The sequence below is a fragment of the Oceanospirillum sp. genome (assembly GCF_048265165.1).
Classification (GTDB): Bacteria; Pseudomonadota; Gammaproteobacteria; order Pseudomonadales; family Halomonadaceae; genus Oceanospirillum.
This window is the reverse complement of the sequence record NZ_JBLXCD010000008.1, coordinates 39,098-55,645: the sequence shown is the minus strand read 5'-3', so window position 1 is coordinate 55,645 and position 16,548 is coordinate 39,098. Positions and strand designations below refer to the sequence as shown.

The following is a 16,548-nucleotide window of genomic DNA, read 5'->3' as shown; positions in this document are numbered from 1 at the left end:
TCGCATTCGATTGTTCACAAGAAAACCCCAGACTATCTCCCCCAACAACCATTTTTCTGACCATGTGCTTAATTTTATCGTGAAACTTTTGCTCTGTGTTGGGTGCCCTTTTTTGCGTACAATGGCACGCCATCGTGTACCACGTTTTTGAAAAATCGCCATCAGCACACCAGTCCTTGAGAGAATCATTCTCAGCTGTGTACTTGGTACAATAATGGTGCACTCATTTCGATATTCTGGGGTATTTCAGAGTACCCACAGTGAAAACTCAACTGAATAGAACCCGCTGAAACCTGCATGAATACTGAAAAAAGCCCAATTAGCCGCCATCGCCGTTTTTCTGTCGCCCCCATGTTGGATTGGACTGACCAACACTACAGATACTTTGCTCGTTTGCTGTCCAAAGAGGCGCTGCTGTACACCGAGATGGTAACCACAGGTGCGATTCTGTTCGGTAAGGACCCAGATCGTTTTCTGGCGTATAACCAGGAGGAGCACCCGGTGGCGCTTCAGCTGGGTGGCAGTAACCCTGATGATCTGGCGAAATGCAGTGCCAAAGGAGCAGCGTTTGGTTACGACGAGATCAATCTGAACGTAGGTTGTCCCAGTGACCGGGTGCAGAATAATATGATCGGGGCCTGTTTGATGGGGCATGCAGGGCTTGTTGCCGAGTGCATTTCTGCGATGCAGTCAGCCAGCGATGTAGAGGTCACCGTTAAGTGTCGTATCGGTATTGATGAACAGAACCCGGAAGAAACACTGCCTCAGTTTATCGAAACAGTCGCTGCCACCGGTTGCAAAAGTTTTACGCTGCACGCCCGTAAAGCCTGGCTTGAGGGCTTAAGCCCCAAGCAAAACCGCGACGTACCGCCTCTGGATTATGACCTGGTTTATCGCATGAAGCAGGCGTATCCGGAGCTTGAGATCATGATCAATGGCGGTATCACAACCTTTGATCAGATGGCAACGCACCTGGAGCAGGTCGATGGCGTTATGGTGGGTCGTGAAGCCTACCAGAACCCTTATCTTTTAGCGGAAGTAGACCGTAACATCTTTGGTTTGGATACGCCGATTATCAGCCGTCATGATGCACTGGCCAAAATGCTGCCTTATATTGAACAGCAGCGCTCAAAGGGCACCTATCTGGGCCATATCACCCGTCACCTACTGGGTATTTTCCAGGGCTGTCCGGGGGGGCGTAAGTTCCGCCGCCATATCAGTGAAAATGCTTATAAAGAGGGTGCAGGCCCAGAGGTTCTGGAACAGGCGATGGCGCTGGTTTCTGAACAGGCGATACAGGATGCCGCCTTCAGCGAGTAAAAACGTGCCATAGATCGTGATGCACTTCAGAAAATACGACCTGCACCACCTTAGTGCTATTGCGGTTCTGTTGAATTCTCTTTAAAAATAAAGAACTTAACGAACCGCAGGTAAAATCACCATGGCCAGTAAACTGGAACAACTGCGTCAAATGACGGTTGTCGTAGCCGACACCGGCGATATTGATGCCATCGAACAGCTAAAACCACAGGACGCAACCACCAACCCGTCACTGGTGCTTAAAGTAGCCGATAAACCCGGATATCAGAATCTGATTAAACAGGCGGTAGAGCGAGCCCAGCAGGAAACCCCTGACCCTGAACAGCAAAAAGATTACACCGTTGACCGAATCGCGGTTGCTATTGGTGCTCAGATCAGCGGCATCATTCCCGGATATATATCAACCGAAGTTAGTGCTCGCCTCTCGTTTGATATCCGGGCGACCGTTGAGAAAGCACGGCGCCTGATAGCGCTTTATCAGGAGCAAGGCGTAGGACGTGAGCGGGTACTGATTAAAATAGCTGCGACCTGGGAAGGTATCAAAGCCGCAGAGATTTTGGAGCAGGAGGGTATCACCTGTAATCTGACGCTTATTTTCTCTCAAACCCAGGCTATCGCCTGTGCCGAGGCCGGAGCTACCCTGATCTCTCCTTTTGTCGGCCGTATTCTGGACTGGCATAAAGCAGCCTATCCCGATCAAGATTTCACCGGTGACAAAGACCCTGGCGTGATGTCAGTCCAGCGCATCTACAGTTACTACAAACAGCACGCATACGACACTATTGTGATGGGCGCGAGCTTTCGCAATACCAGCGAGATCGAACAACTGGCAGGTTGTGATCGCCTGACCATCAGTCCGGCATTACTGGAGCAGCTGGCTGCCGATGATGCACCTCTGGAACGTAATCTTCAGACAGATGGATCTCAGACGCCACGACCGAAGCCTCTGAGCGAAGCCGTGTTCCGGTGGCAGATGAACCAGGACACCATGGCAACAGAGAAACTTTCAGAGGGTATCCGCCAGTTCGCTGCGGATCAGGCCAAGCTGGAAACTTTACTGGCACCACTGTTTTAAGTTTCAGACAAAAAAACAAAAACCCTGAACCAGCCTTTGCATAAGCCGGTTCAGGGCAAACTATCGCCAGTAATAAACCCAGCCGACTTAGTGAAAACTCTTAAAGTCCGGCGTTACTTTGCAGTTTTCCAACGCAAAAACGACCGGCTCAAATTCTTCTTTATTACGCGGGTTCAACCCCATCAAGATACGGTGCGCATCAATCACTTTCTGGCGAATACTGTCAGCACATTCATCATCCAACACCGGAGCTTCCTCCAGAGAATAATCCAGAGCGATAGGCTGATAACGCAGATTAAAATAGTGATCAAATCCCATGCTATCCAGCACCCGGGTAATATCATCCCGGGTTGATACGATCATAGGCTTACGGGACATCGCCTCTTTAGCATTGACCGCAATCTTTGCCAGTAAACCCAAAGCGGTACTATCAATACCCTCAGTTTCAGTCAGATCAATCACCACAGATTTCAGATCATCACCGCCAAAAATTCGTTTCAGCAACGAATCTATGGTTGAGCACAGTGTCAGGCGTACATCACCTATAAATTTAAGTACATAAACACCGCGGTTTTCCGCAACCAGTATTTTGCCTTCTTGCATATTAAGAACCTGATACCGCCAATAAGCTGACATCGTCAGGGGCATCCTGCATGCCTAACTCGGTAAAGTGTTTCACCATAGCGTCATGTCGCCCTGCAAATTGAGTTGCTATCTCCAGCAAACATTTCTCTTTTTCCACCAGAGAGCTTTTTTTGATCACTTCAAACACACCGTCCGAAAAGAGTGTGAGATGGTATCGCGGGTGCAACAATAACTCAAACTCCTCATAGGCCGCATCTGCAAAAAGTCCTACAGGCATACCTTTACCCTTAAGATATCTGGCTCCCTGCTCCTCATCAAACAGAACAGGATAAGGAAAGTGAGCACCGTTACAGTAGCGTAACTGCAGACTCCGACTATCCATCAGGCCAAGAAAAATCGTCAGGTGCTTGCCTAAACCCGTTTCAAGAAGCTCACTGTTTACTCTTGCCAGAATATCAGCCAGTGATATCTGCCCCCCAAGCTTAAAAGCCCTTTTGGCGTAACGGCGTATATAAACCCGTAACAGAAGGGTGATAAAGGCAGAAGATGCGCCATGACCGGAGACATCAGCAAGATAAAACATAACCTGATGCTTACCCACAGGAAAATAATCGACAAAGTCACCACTTAGATAGAGTGACGGACAAATCATGTAAGAAAAATTATGGGGATGGAATGACCAGGGTGTCTCCGGCAACATTTTTTGTTGTACATAGCGTCCCGCTTGTTGATCCTGCTGCAGCAGATCCAGGCTGGTCATCAGCTCAAGATTGAGTTTTTCTAACTCATCATAGGTTTGCTGACTTTGCAATAATGCTTGTTTCCGGCTGACGGCTCGTTGCAGCACCAACACTGCAAGGGAAATGTTTTGCTCAGGGTTAAGCAAATACTCGTCAGCACCAGCCTCAAGAGCCTTCATCAGTGTCTCTGACTGATCATCGTTGCTGATAACCACAAGAGCATATAAACGAGGGGCAACGAGCCAGCTTTCCAGAGAAAAGAGATCATTCGGACCGGTTATTTCATAAATAACCAGCCGAGTAGATTGAGGCAGTTCCGCCGGAGAGCGAAGCCCAGGCAAGACGGTAGGATTCAGAGCCTCAACGAGCTCAGGAGAAAGAGGCTTGTCTGCAGAAAAGGCAGGGACATAAACTGCATCCATCAAGGGTGTAAGCATAAATTCCAAATATCCTTAGAGTATTTCAGGTAATGGCTTAGCCGGTCTGTTGCTATGCGTTAACGTCATCCTGAAATTCACGTTAGGGTTGTACTACCTGAGCTGCACACAGGCTTTGTTCTGCGTCAATAAGTACTGCATATCATGAAGTAACTTACACCAATTAGTGTAAACCCTATCACAGACAAGTGAAATGAAGATCGGCCTTGGTTTACGTGCTGTAAAAAATGTAATACTTTAAATATTTATTTGCTGGCAAGGGGGATTTGGGCATGGAGTTTTTTCTACCGACAGGTGAAAAAAGGGCTTTTCCAAGAACACGGCTCAACCTGAACTGCGAGCTGAGATTTTCAGACGCACAAAGCCAGCTGGACGGCCAGTGTCTTGATCTCAGCACCACGGGTGCCAAAGTCCTTTTTTGCCAAAAGATCACCACCGGTGCCCAAGCTTTTTTCAGGCTAAAAGAGCACCTGGGAAAAGAGCCTTTTGAGGCAAGAGTGGAGGTCACCCGGGTTGAATACTACCAACAGGACACAAGAGAAGATCAGAGTCATTCACACGACACTCCGCGCTACTGCGCAGGCCTGAAAATTGTAGAAATTCTCTGATCAAAGATGGTCTATCCGGGCTATTGAGACACGCTCTGCTTCAGATACCGGCTCTGTGGCTGCGCGTTAAAACAGATTCAGAAATCATCATCAAAGTCGATATTGTCGAAATCATCAAACTCTGCATCAAAGCTATCCTCAACCTCACCATCTTTGATCTCGTAGTTCCGGCTCTGAAGATAAGCATCCCGATAAAAAACATACTTATCACCGCTTATCAGGCTTTCTTTATTCAGAAGACTCTCCCGTCGATGCACCAGATCCAAAGCCAGAACACCATAGGTCTCTTCTTCTGTCAGCGGTGCATACCGGATCAGGCCTAACTGATAATTCGGATAAATGCTCAGAGAGTCCCGCAACGTGCTGGGCCCCAGAAAGGGGATCACTACATATGGGCCACTTCCAACACCCCAAACAGCCAATGTCTGCCCAAGGTCTTCACGGTGTTCCTCTATGTTGAGCCAACTAGCGACATCAAAAAGCCCAACAACCCCAACCGTGGAGTTAATAACAAAGCGGCCGGATGATCTCAGTGCATCTCCGGGTTTTGCCTGCAACAGATCATTCACCGCAGTAGGCACTTCGCCCAGATTACTGAAGAAGTTGCTCACACCGGTACGGACAAAGCGCGGAGTAATAAAGCGATACCCTATAGCAACAGGCCTTGCAACATAGGTATCCATAACTTCATTAAATGCATGTACATTACGATTCCACCCTTCCCAGGGATCTCTCTCATCACTTGCTAAAGCCACCTGAGAGAAAAAATACAAACTGAAGATAAAAGATGTTTTTGCTAACAAATAACGCATCAAAAAACCCAGACGTTGCTGAAGAGCGACCACCGAAAAGCAGAGATAACTGCCACAGAGTCAATCAGAAAGCTGCAGAAACACCTTCTTTCTGAGGCAAAATTTCTTTCATCCATTCCAGAATTAACGGAAAGTAGTCCTCTTCCGCTTTCAAATGTGTGCATAACTCATTGCGGGCATAATTGGCCTTATTCCCCACTTTAGCTCCCAGCTTAATCATACGGCCATTATGGTTGCCCAGCTCAAACATATAGGCCCGACAGTCATGCTCTAAGCCTCGCCAGGCCTGTTTAAGAGTAACAAAATACAGACTTGGCGGGAGATTCAGTCCCTCCATGGCTGCCAAATAGTCAAAACCGTCCCATTGATCGACCCATTCATCGGTCCGCCATTCAAGGGCATCAGAGTAAAGTGGTAAAGACTCATTCTGCTTGCCAATTTTGAAACGCTGGGAGGGTACAAACCCCATCAATTTCCCAAGCCGGGGCATCATGCGATGTTCCAAAAACTCATACCAGAAATTTTTACGCTTGCCGCTGGGAACCAATGCCCGTTGCGGACAAAAATGCATAATCCCGCGCACTTTTTCCAAAATATCAGGCTGCCGTGCAATCATCGCACTCCACAGCAAGCTGCCAAACTGATAGCCCACCAGGTAGATATCCTGATGACGACAGCGTTTTTCCACGGACGACCATAACAATGGCAAATCCTCCAAAAGCACCTGCTTAAGGCCAAAAGGCTCAAGCTTAAGCTGCTCATTGGAAGCATCACGCCCACGTAACTGACAAACAAACACGTCATAGCCTTTCTCAGCCAGGTAGTAGGCCAGACCTCCACCCCTTACCTGATCAAAGAACACATCACTTCCCTGCATCAGGCCGTGCAGCATAAGCACCGTCCCTTTCACCTCTCCATTACGAGGTGTAAAACGATGCAGCCCCGCTGTCATCATCGGGGTCACGGGTAAAGAGATACGCTCTTCAATAATTTGGCGATCTAAAGCCATCAGGTTAACTCACTCCATAATTTATCCAGTCGTTTTGCCGATACTGGTGTTGCCGTGCCAAGTTGCTGTGCAAACAGAGATATTCGGTACTCTTCTAACATCCATCTGAAAGGTAACAGTCGATGGGCGCTGCCTTCACGCTGTTTCAGCTGTTCTGACTTTGTCTGGTACTTTTCCCAAAGTTCCGCCAGTTCCTGACTCCAGAGCTGATCACGCCCACGATTGATACCTGCTTTATCCAGACGAATCAGAATACCCTCCAGATAGCGCGGCAGTGCCTCAAGCCATTCAGGCCCGGTTATGTGTAAGAAACCAGGATAGACCAGATGTTCCAGCTGACTCCGGATATCACTGTAAATAAACGCCAGAGCCAAGGGGATTTTACCTTTTAAGCGCTTCTGAATCTCATGATTTAATTTGAGAATAGTATGGCTGAGGTTTAATAAAGCTTCTGCATCTTTACCGATCAGGTCTTTCTTACCCTTTAGCAAAGCATCGAACGCCTTACTATCTCTGGGTAGTTCCGCAGACCTGAAGACATGATCCGCTTTAAATACCCGGTCAAATGTCGCCAGCTGCAGGTCCTGCACAAACTGCTCTTTTTTACCCAAACTGTTAAACAACAGAGCGGTTTGATTCAGCTGCGGCAGAGATTTTTCAATCCATTTCACCTGCTGAGGCAATGCCAGCATTAAAAGACGCCGTACACCGGGCCAATGGCAGGCATCGGCTTCAGCCTGAAGGTCAAATAGGCTGACATCCACGGATGTTTTTCTATCCACCAGTGCCGGAAAGGCTTTCAGGACAATCCCCTGCTGCTCCTGTTCCAGTACATGGGGCAAACTCAGATCTTCCGGCCACTGGGTTAGTCCCTGACGTTTAAAACTTTCATCACCACTGATACGCACCTGTTCAACAGAGTGACCGGAAAACTGCTCCACCAGTTCTGCCAATCGCCGGGATTGCCCGATAACCTTTCCTTTGGCATCCACAACCTGAATCAGCATTTGCAGATGAGGCTCCAGGGAGTCGGCCTGCCATAATGCCGGATCGACCCTTAGCCCTGTTTTCCGGCGCAAACGCTCCGCAAGATGATCCGTCAACGGCTCATCACAGGGCTCCAGTAATGGCAAAATCTGATCAACATAATCAGGAATTGGCACAAAGTTCTTCCGCACTTGCTTCGGCAAATTCTTGATCAGAGCGATGCATTTCTCCCGTAGCATCCCAGGCACCAGCCACTCCAAACGGTGCTCATTCACCTGCTGCAGACCTGCCACCGGCACCTGGATACACACACCGTCCTGCTGTTTATTATCAGGTTCAAACTTGTAATCCAGCGCCAGGCGCATTCCCTCAAGGCCGAGCTGATCCGGATACTGGCTCTCAAGTGCAATTTCATCCGGCTCCCTCTGCTTTAGAGAGTTCGGATCAAAGAACAGCGTTTGCGGATTTTCCTTTTCAACGGTTTTCCGCCATTTTTCAAAACTGGCACCGTTATATATCCCTGCAGGAATACGCTCATCATAAAAGCGGAATAAGGTATCATCATCCACCAGAATATCCCGGCGGCGCACCTTGGATTCCAACTGCTCCACATCAGCGATGGCCTGCCGGTTGTAATGGTAAAACGGGGCTTTGCTGTCGTACTCGCCTTCCACCAACCCACTACGGATAAAGATCTCCCGGGAAACATCTGGATCAATGGGGCCATAATGAACCCGGCGCCCCGGCACCACAGGAAGACCATAGAGTGTCACTTTCTCATCGGCGACAACCTGAGCCCGCTTCTTTTCCCAGTGGGGTTCACTGTAGCTGCGCTTGGTCAGGTGCCTGGCGTAGCGCTCAACCCACTCAGGCTCAATCTTCGCCACCTGACGGGCGTATAACCGGCTGGTTTCCACCAGCTCTGCCGCCATCAGCCACTTAGGTTGTTTTTTAAACAAGCTGGAGCCCGGGAAGATATGGAACTTACGGTTGCGGGCACCTAAGTACTCCCGGTCTTCCAGTTTCATACCCAGATGGCTGAGCAAACCTGGCAGCAGGGATTTATGCAGATTTGCACTACCCGCAGGATTGCTATTGAACTCCAGTTTCAGCTCTTTACTCATCAGTTTTAGCTGATGATGTACATCCCGCCACTCCCGCATACGCAGATAGGAAAGGAAGTTTTTATGGCACCATTTGCGGAACTGGCTATTGGTCAGATCCTGCCGTTGCTCTTCATATCCGTTCCATAAGTTCACATAAGCAAGGAAATCGGAATTATCATCCCTCCATTGCTTGTGTTTCTCATCCGCGGCCTGCTGTTTGTCGTGCGGGCGCTCCCTGGGGTCTTGGGCACTCAGGGCACTGGCAATGATCAGAACTTCATTCAAGGCACCATGCTCGGCCCCGGAGAGCACCATACGACCAATACGCGGATCGATAGGTAAACGTGCCAACATACGGCCATTTTTAGTCAGCCGCTCTTTTTCGTCCACTGCACCCAACTCATGCAGCAGGCGAAAGCCATCACGAATAAAGCGATTGTCCGGTTTATCAACAAAGGGGAAGGACTCGATCTTGCCCAGTCGCAAATTCAACATCTGCAGAATAACCGATGCCAGATTGGTACGACGAATCTCGGGGTCCGTAAACTCAGGTCGCCCCATAAAATCTTCTTCACTGTACAACCGGATACAGCAACCTTCAGCAATACGACCACAGCGCCCTTTACGCTGATTGGCACTAGCCTGAGAGATTGCTTCCACCGGAAGGCGCTGCACCTTAGAGCGGTAGCTATAACGGCTTATCCGGGCAGTACCGGGGTCGATCACATAACGGATGCCCGGCACCGTGAGGGAGGTTTCAGCAACATTGGTGGAGAGCACAATACGACGGCCAGAGTGAGACTGAAACACCTTATTCTGTTCTTTGGCACTTAAGCGCGCATACAGCGGCAAAATATCCGTACCGCGCAGGTTAGCCCGGCGTAGAACATCTGCGGTTTCCCGTATTTCCCGTTCACCAGGCAGAAAAATCAGAATATCACGGGGGCCGGTGGCCCATTTGCGTTCACGCTCGATCTGTTCAATCTCCTCCACCGCTTCAAGAATGCCCTGATGCAGGTATTGATCAAAATCGCGCCCTTCATCTTCCTCCAGGTCCATTAAAGGACGATAAAGTACATCCGCCGGGAAAGTACGGCCGGAGACCTCGATCACAGGGGCGTTACTGAAGTGTCTGGAAAAGCGCTCCACATCAATGGTTGCGGAGGTGATAATCAATTTCAGATCAGGCCGCTTGGGCAACAGCTGCTTCAGATACCCCAGAAGGAAGTCGATATTGAGGCTGCGCTCGTGGGCCTCATCGATAATAATCACTTCATAACGGTTCAGGAAACGGTCATTCTGGGTTTCCGCCAGCAGGATACCGTCGGTCATCAGTTTAACCAGGGTGTTCTCTGTCACCTGGTCCGTAAAACGTACCTGATAACCCACCTGCTCACCCAAAGGCACCTTGAGTTCTTCTGCCACGCGATCGGCAACCGTTCTGGCCGCCAGTCGGCGAGGCTGAGTGTGGCCGATCAGACCTTTAACACCTAAGCCCAAATCCAGGCAGATTTTAGGGATCTGAGTCGTTTTACCCGAACCGGTTTCCCCTGCAATCACCACCACCTGATTATTTTTGATCGCTTCAGCAATATCTTCTTTTTTCTGGCTGACCGGCAGGTTTTCCGGATATTCCACTTTAGGAATCAACCGGGCGCGCTGGGCTGCTTTTTCTGCCGAACGCATAATCTGCCCGGCCAACTTCTGCTGTTTTTCCGCATCATTCTGCTTCTGCGCCTGACGCCAGCTTTGTTGCAGGCGGAAGCGGTCCTTCAACAACACGTTATCCAGCAAAGCATTAATCCGGCGAATATCAGGCTTTTTTTCAGCTGAATTAGCCTGTTTACCATTGCCGGACGGCTGTGGTGTTACTGGGGTTGGAATTTTGTCTGAAGCCATGCAGGAAAAAACCTCTGGAGAAACTCAACGCGTGTACGGTAAAACATAGCGATCGCTAGGGATATCACAATTGAAGGGCGGCATTTTACCCTGTTTCATTGAAAAACACAGAGGATTTACAGGACAACCTGATTTGCGCTGCCGTCAGGCCTCACGCTGTAGCCGGCAACCTAACTGAAAACGCAAAAAAGGGGCCGAAGCCCCTTAATCTGAAATCACCACATAACCCAAATAAATATGTCTGCGTCAGGCAATCTCTTGCTGTTTAAGCTTTTCCAGCTCTTCATCCCGCAGTGTACGGCGCAGCACTTTACCCACGTTAGTTTTTGGCAGCTCATCGCGGAACTCAACCTGCTTAGGCACTTTATAACCTGTCAGATGACTCCGGCAATACTCCTGAACCTCTTTAACCGTCAGATTTTCATCACGACGTACCAGGAATACTTTGATCGCTTCACCGGTTTTTTCATCCGGAACACCGATTGCAGCCGCTTCAATAATTCCTTTATGGGAGACGATCACATCTTCCACTTCATTGGGATATACATTAAAACCGGAAACATTAATCATATCTTTCTTACGATCGACAATACGAGTAAAGCCATCATCCTGAACAACAGCCATATCTCCGGTATGCAGCCATGCATCACCATCAATCATATCCCGGGTTGCTTCTTCATTGTTCCAGTAACCCATCATAACCTGCGGGCCTTTCACACAAAGCTCACCCACATCACCGTGGGCCAAGTCATTACCTTTATCATCAACAACTTTAAGATCCGTTGATGGTACTGGCAGACCAATGGAGCCTAACTGAGAGCGGCACGGAATATTAAAGGTCACAATAGGCGAGGTTTCGGTCATACCGTAACCTTCGTTAATGTGGCAATCCGTGATCGCATGCCACTCTTCTTCTGCCGCGTGGGTTAACGCCATACCGCCGGAGATGGTCAGTTTAAGCTTAGAGAAATCCAACTGTTTAAAATCATCCCGGTTCGCCAGTGCCACAAAAAGGGTATTCAGGCCAACAAAGCCGGTGAACTCATTTTTGGCCAGTTCTTTAACAAAAGCAGGCAGATCCCGTGGATTGGTTACCAGCAGGGAGTGATTACCAGATTCCATCAGTACCAGACTGACCGTAAAGGTATAGATATGGTACATAGGCAATGGCAGCACAACGCTCTCTTTACCTTCATCCAGAATGGTATTCAGGATGATACGCGCCTGCAGCATATTCGCCACCAGATTGCGGTGACTCAACATAGCACCTTTAGCGACACCCGTTGTACCGCCGGTATATTGCAGCACCGCCAGATCTTCGGAATCAGCGTGGTATTCCTGTAAAGGCAATGCTTTCCCGACAGATAAAACATCACGGTAAGCTATCGCATTGGGAATACTGTAACCCGGTACCATTTTTTTCACATAACGCACAACGGAGTTAATCAACGTGCGTTTGACAAAGCTGTGCATATCACCCAGTTCGGTGATAATCACGTGCTCAATCTCAGTATCCGGGATTACTTTTTCCGCCAGGTGCGCCATGTTAGCCAGCACAACCAGAACCTTAGCACCTGAATCCTGAAACTGATGACGCATCTCACGCTCGGTATACAGCGGATTGGTATTCACCACTACCAGCCCGGCCCGAAGCGCACCAAATAAAGCAATCGGATATTGCAGCGTGTTCGGTAGCTGAATCGCAATACGCTCACCCGGCTTAAGTCCGAGGTGGTTTTGCAGGTAAGCCGCAAAATCACGGGCTAAGACATCCAGCTCAGCAAAGGTAATGCATTTACCCATATTGGAAAAGGCAGGGCGGTCAGCAAACCGCTTACAGGCCTCGTCGAGAACATCCAGCACGGAACTATAGGCCGTCAGGTCGATCTCACTGGAAACGCCTTCCGGATAACGCTCTTTGAAGAACGGACTCATCATGACTTCTTCTCCCGTTTCTTTATTTTTATTGGCTCACTTCGCAAGGGAGCTACAGAGGTTGTTGTCTTAATACGCATCAACATAAACCAGTTACAAATAAAAGTAAAACAAACGATTGAAACGCACGTTTGTTTTATTAATCAGATAAAGCTGAACTATCACGTTTTGCGATTCAAACATCATCCGCTTCTAATATCTGAAGGGTAGCATCTATCAATACCCAAGTAGCACCTATTAATACTTAAGTAGCATCTATTAATACCTAAAGAGCATCACCCAAGGAAAACAGACCATAATCTTCAGCCTGAAGCTTAACATTGCCGCAATGTCATACTTAATATTCTAGAAAAGTAGTAAAAGGAAGAAAGTAAAGGGGATCAAAATACGTATTTTGATGCCCGTGCCGGGCAAAGCGTACAGATAGGGAAGCAGAGCCAGCCGGAACAAGTTATTCCGGCTGGCCCTGTCTATTCAGAGGAGGGTTAATCTTTAAAGCTCTTTGGCTCGATCCCGCAGCATAAACTTCTGAATCTTACCCGTGGATGTTTTTGGCAGATCACCAAACACCACATTTTTTGGTGATTTAAAGTTTGCCATATTGTCACGACAAAACTGAATCACTTCCGCTTCGGTCAGTTCAGTATCCGGGTTCAGTGCCACAAATGCACACGGTGTTTCACCCCACTTCTCATCAGGCTTGGCTACAACCGCCGCTTCCATGATTTGTGGGTGGCGATAAAGCACGTCTTCAACTTCAATGGAGGAGATATTTTCCCCCCCTGAGATAATTACATCTTTAGAGCGATCCTTGATCTCGATATAACCATCTTCATGCCATACCGCCAGATCTCCAGAATGGAACCAGCCACCCTCAAACGATTCATCTGTGGTATTCGGGTTTTTCAGGTACCCCTTCATCACCAGGTTACCGCGAATGAAGATCTCACCCATGGTTTTACCATCCTGAGGTACCGGCTCCATCGTAGTTGGATGCGCAACCATCAGACCTTCCTGCATAGGTGCACGAACACCCTGACGCGCTTTCAGCTTAGCACGCTCACCGGCAGGCAGATCATCCCACTCACTGTGCCATTCACACAGCACACACGGGCCATAAGTTTCTGTCAGACCATAAACATGGGTCACTTTAAAGCCCATATCTTCCATGCCTTCAATCACAGAAGCCGGTGGCGCAGCGCCCGCCGTCATAACTTTAACTTCGTGATTAATGCCGGTTTTCATCTCATCATCAGCATTGTTCAGCATATTCAGAACAATAGGTGCACCACAGAAATGGTTAACCCCGTGCTCTTTAATCGCTTCATAAATCGGTTCCACACGAACATGGCGCAGACTAACGCTGACACCACAAGCCAGAGCAACGCTCCACGGGAAACACCAGCCATTGCAATGGAACATCGGCAGTGTCCACAGATAAACAGGGTGATGCCCCATATCCCATGAGATCACATTGCTTTGGGCATTCAGATAAGCACCACGGTGATGGTACACCACACCTTTCGGATTACCCGTTGTGCCTGACGTATAGTTAAGTGTGATGGCATCCCACTCATTTCCCGGCATCTCCCAGGCAAAGTCCTCATCACCCTGGGCGATAAAGTCTTCATAGTTGGTATCGCCAATCAGTTCACCACCTTCATAGAAAGGGTCATCAATATCGATAATACGGGGCTTGTTGTGCAGCATTTTTACAGCACGGCTGATCACATCGGAAAACTCACGATCAACAAAAATCACCTTAGTCTCAGCGTGCTGCAGAATAAAAGAGGTCGCTTCCGCATCCAGGCGAGTGTTCAGTGCATTTAAAACCGCACCGGACATAGGTACACCAAAATGCGCTTCAAACAGAGCAGGAATATTAGGCGACATAAAAGAAACGGTATCACCTTTCTCAATACCTGCTTTTTTCAGCGCTGAGGCCAGGCGCACCGCATGCTGATAGGTCTCTTTCCAGGTCGTTTTCTCGCCGTGGTGAATCTGAGCCGTGTAGTTAGGGTACACGGAAGCCGCACGTTTCAGATAGCTTAACGGAGACAGTGCCTCATAGTTCGCTGGGGTCTGTTCCAGACCCATATCGTAAATATTCTGATGCATCGAAGATACCCTTGTTTCTGAGCCCTGTTATTATTCTAGGCGTTCTGAGGTTTTTAGTTATTTTCTGCAGACAGGTACGTTGCACAGTGTAAAGAACACTGTCAATGACCCACCCGGACGGGTGTTAGTGATTTAAACCGGCACCTGCACAATGCCCAATCATTGCCTGACAAATAAAGCCGTGACACCGCCTGACAAATAAATCAGAGACACCAGCTGTCAGTACTTAACACACCTCATACAGGGTTTAGCAGTTTAGTATATGAATTAAGCATTACGCTGCATCGCAAAAGAATCAGACTTTAGTTGAGTCAATAGCTGATTTTCCTAATAATTTGCGACTACATAGTCATAATTTATTAGTTTTTTTCCTTAACTCCTTGTGTTTAAAATCAAAGTCCAGCGAACACTGCTATTACATTGCTTTTTTCAGGATTATCCCGTTGATGCGTGCCACACCGGTTTTACTTCTTCACAGCTCCATGAGCAGCGGCCAGCAATGGCAGGCGTTGCGCCAATCTATCGATCTGCCCTCCACTGCACCTGATATTTCAGGTTATGGTAATGCCAAAATGCCCGGTAACACGCGGCAGGAGCATCAACTGCAGTTTGAGCTGGATCGGCTGCAACCCGAGATACCCTCAGATCGATTTCACCTTGTTGGGCATTCCTATGGTGCCGCCACAGCGCTTCGCCTGGCTCGCTTGTATCCTGAACGCGTGGCCAGCCTTTCTCTTTTTGAGCCTGTTGCGTTCCATCTACTGGGTTCAGGGCATCCCCAATATAATGCCGTTGAAGAACTCAGCCGGAAAATTGAGTCCTTCATTGATCAAAATCAAACCGCCGAAGCTGCTGACCGTTTTATTGATTACTGGAATGGACAAGGCACCTTCAAACGTCTCAATGAAAAAATGCAGAAAATATTTTGCCAGGGCATCATCAAAGTTGCCTATGATTTTACGGCCCTTATGAACGAGACCTGCCAGCCGGATCAGCTGGCAAACATCCGCTGCCCCGTTCTTTTAATGGAAGGCTCAGAAAGCCAGCCATCCGCACATGCTGTGATGGATACCCTGAAAGCCACGTTCCCAAAAGCTGAACACCACCTTTTGCCCTGTGGGCATATGGGGCCACTCACCCACCCCGATCTTGTGAACCCGCTGGTCAGCCGTTTTATTGCAGCGCACAACAAAGCAAGCTAATCTTGCCGATGATTAAGCCGTTCAATAAAACTCAAATTTTTCGACCGTTTTAAACAAAAACCAGCAGCGACTATCTGGTGTAAGCTGAGAAAAATCAGCCCTGACGCAAGATTACATAAGACATCATTATCACGTAATATTCGTGCTGTTAATCTGAGTTCAAACATAGCTGCAACCTTAGCTCAAACGTAGGTCGCTATGGCAAGACACTAAAAGAAAACGATATCTGGAGATATAAAAAATGACCGTACTGGTTAGCAAAACCTACGAAGAGATTCAGGTTGGCGACACAGCAACACTGGAACGCGCTCTGACTGAAAAAGAACTGGTACTGTTTGCAGCGGTATCCGGCGATGTTAACCCGGTTCACCTGGATGCCGAGTTCGCCAAAACCACCATGTTTGGTGAGCAGATTGCCCATGGCATGTGGTCCGGCTCTCTGATTTCTGCAGCATTAGCGACTGTACTTCCGGGGCCGGGCACCATCTACCTAGGCCAAGAGCTGAGCTTCCGTCGCCCGGTAAAACTGGCTGATACTCTGACCGTGACCCTGACCGTGAAAGAGAAGCTGAGCAAAAACCGCGTTGTGATCGACACTCTGGTCACCAACCAGAACGATGAGAAAGTGGTAGTAGGTACCGCAACAGTGATGGCACCCACCGAGAAATCTGAGCTGCAGGCACCTGAGCTACCGGCCATCACCATCGGTTAATCG

The 16,548-nt window shown here is 48.5% G+C and carries 12 protein-coding genes; 5 read left to right on the top strand and 7 right to left on the bottom strand.

Going from position 1 to position 16,548, the window contains the following annotated elements:
* Nucleotides 1-297: 297 nt before the first annotated feature.
* Both dusA and tal read left to right on the top strand, forming a co-directional pair.
* Entirely contained in the window at nucleotides 298-1,320 is a 1,023-nt protein-coding gene (gene dusA / locus ACN0R8_RS14115; protein WP_417598517.1) for a tRNA dihydrouridine(20/20a) synthase DusA, read from the top strand.
* Nucleotides 1,321-1,441: 121 nt separating this feature from the next.
* Entirely contained in the window at nucleotides 1,442-2,395 is a 954-nt protein-coding gene (gene tal / locus ACN0R8_RS14110) for a transaldolase (RefSeq protein WP_417598515.1), read from the top strand.
* Between the two features lie 87 nt (nucleotides 2,396-2,482).
* Here tal and ACN0R8_RS14105 read toward each other — a convergent pair whose 3' ends face one another.
* Nucleotides 2,483-2,998, bottom strand: coding sequence for an STAS domain-containing protein (locus ACN0R8_RS14105; protein ID WP_417598513.1), 516 nt, complete (start codon nucleotides 2,996-2,998; stop codon nucleotides 2,483-2,485).
* Between the two features lies 1 nt (nucleotide 2,999).
* The gene (locus ACN0R8_RS14100; protein WP_417598510.1) at nucleotides 3,000-4,157 is read right to left on the bottom strand and encodes a SpoIIE family protein phosphatase; all 1,158 of its coding nucleotides are present in this window, start codon (nucleotides 4,155-4,157) and stop codon (nucleotides 3,000-3,002) included.
* A 272-nt stretch (nucleotides 4,158-4,429) separates the two neighbouring features.
* On the opposite strand from ACN0R8_RS14100, the gene ACN0R8_RS14095 reads away from it, so the two are divergent.
* Entirely contained in the window at nucleotides 4,430-4,765 is a 336-nt protein-coding gene (locus ACN0R8_RS14095) for a PilZ domain-containing protein (protein WP_417598508.1), read from the top strand.
* A gap of 77 nt (nucleotides 4,766-4,842) precedes the next feature.
* Here ACN0R8_RS14095 and ACN0R8_RS14090 read toward each other — a convergent pair whose 3' ends face one another.
* The 5 genes from ACN0R8_RS14090 to ACN0R8_RS14070 all read right to left on the bottom strand — a co-directional run bounded on the left by ACN0R8_RS14090 (nucleotide 4,843) and on the right by ACN0R8_RS14070 (nucleotide 14,631).
* Nucleotides 4,843-5,577, bottom strand: a complete 735-nt coding sequence (locus ACN0R8_RS14090; protein WP_417598505.1) for a VacJ family lipoprotein — start codon at nucleotides 5,575-5,577, stop codon at nucleotides 4,843-4,845.
* Nucleotides 5,578-5,641: 64 nt separating this feature from the next.
* Entirely contained in the window at nucleotides 5,642-6,586 is a 945-nt protein-coding gene (locus ACN0R8_RS14085) for an alpha/beta hydrolase (RefSeq protein ID WP_417598503.1), read from the bottom strand.
* On the bottom strand, nucleotides 6,586-10,578 hold the full coding sequence (gene hrpA, locus ACN0R8_RS14080) for an ATP-dependent RNA helicase HrpA (protein WP_417598501.1): 3,993 nt from the start codon (nucleotides 10,576-10,578) through the stop codon (nucleotides 6,586-6,588). Before hrpA ends, ACN0R8_RS14085 begins: the two co-directional genes overlap by 1 nt.
* A gap of 246 nt (nucleotides 10,579-10,824) precedes the next feature.
* Nucleotides 10,825-12,513 (bottom strand): AMP-binding protein, encoded by a 1,689-nt coding sequence (locus tag ACN0R8_RS14075; RefSeq protein WP_417598670.1) that lies wholly within the window; start codon nucleotides 12,511-12,513, stop codon nucleotides 10,825-10,827.
* Between the two features lie 492 nt (nucleotides 12,514-13,005).
* A complete protein-coding gene (locus ACN0R8_RS14070) occupies nucleotides 13,006-14,631 on the bottom strand; it encodes an acyl-CoA synthetase (protein WP_417598499.1) in 1,626 nt (541 codons plus the stop codon).
* A gap of 446 nt (nucleotides 14,632-15,077) precedes the next feature.
* Between ACN0R8_RS14070 and ACN0R8_RS14065 the strand changes: the two genes are divergently transcribed.
* Nucleotides 15,078-15,833 carry an alpha/beta fold hydrolase gene (locus tag ACN0R8_RS14065; protein WP_417598497.1) on the top strand — a complete coding sequence of 252 codons (756 nt, stop codon included), beginning with the start codon at nucleotides 15,078-15,080 and terminating at the stop codon, nucleotides 15,831-15,833.
* A gap of 241 nt (nucleotides 15,834-16,074) precedes the next feature.
* Nucleotides 16,075-16,545 carry a MaoC/PaaZ C-terminal domain-containing protein gene (locus ACN0R8_RS14060; protein WP_078320402.1) on the top strand — a complete coding sequence of 157 codons (471 nt, stop codon included), beginning with the start codon at nucleotides 16,075-16,077 and terminating at the stop codon, nucleotides 16,543-16,545.
* Nucleotides 16,546-16,548 lie beyond the last annotated feature (3 nt).

Excerpts from the sequence above, each read along its gene's own strand:
- dusA (WP_417598517.1), top strand. The coding sequence starts at position 298 with ATGAATACTGAAAAAAGCCCAATTAGCCGCCATCGCCGTTTTTCTGTC.
- ACN0R8_RS14085 (WP_417598503.1), bottom strand. The coding sequence starts at position 6,586 with ATGGCTTTAGATCGCCAAATTATTGAAGAGCGTATCTCTTTACCCGTG.
- ACN0R8_RS14090 (WP_417598505.1), bottom strand. The coding sequence starts at position 5,577 with ATGCGTTATTTGTTAGCAAAAACATCTTTTATCTTCAGTTTGTATTTT.
- ACN0R8_RS14060 (WP_078320402.1), top strand. The coding sequence starts at position 16,075 with ATGACCGTACTGGTTAGCAAAACCTACGAAGAGATTCAGGTTGGCGAC.
- ACN0R8_RS14070 (WP_417598499.1), bottom strand. The coding sequence starts at position 14,631 with ATGCATCAGAATATTTACGATATGGGTCTGGAACAGACCCCAGCGAAC.
- ACN0R8_RS14065 (WP_417598497.1), top strand. The coding sequence starts at position 15,078 with ATGCGTGCCACACCGGTTTTACTTCTTCACAGCTCCATGAGCAGCGGC.
- hrpA (WP_417598501.1), bottom strand. The coding sequence starts at position 10,578 with ATGGCTTCAGACAAAATTCCAACCCCAGTAACACCACAGCCGTCCGGC.
- ACN0R8_RS14075 (WP_417598670.1), bottom strand. The coding sequence starts at position 12,513 with ATGAGTCCGTTCTTCAAAGAGCGTTATCCGGAAGGCGTTTCCAGTGAG.
- ACN0R8_RS14105 (WP_417598513.1), bottom strand. The coding sequence starts at position 2,998 with ATGCAAGAAGGCAAAATACTGGTTGCGGAAAACCGCGGTGTTTATGTA.
- tal (WP_417598515.1), top strand. The coding sequence starts at position 1,442 with ATGGCCAGTAAACTGGAACAACTGCGTCAAATGACGGTTGTCGTAGCC.
- ACN0R8_RS14100 (WP_417598510.1), bottom strand. The coding sequence starts at position 4,157 with ATGCTTACACCCTTGATGGATGCAGTTTATGTCCCTGCCTTTTCTGCA.
- ACN0R8_RS14095 (WP_417598508.1), top strand. The coding sequence starts at position 4,430 with ATGGAGTTTTTTCTACCGACAGGTGAAAAAAGGGCTTTTCCAAGAACA.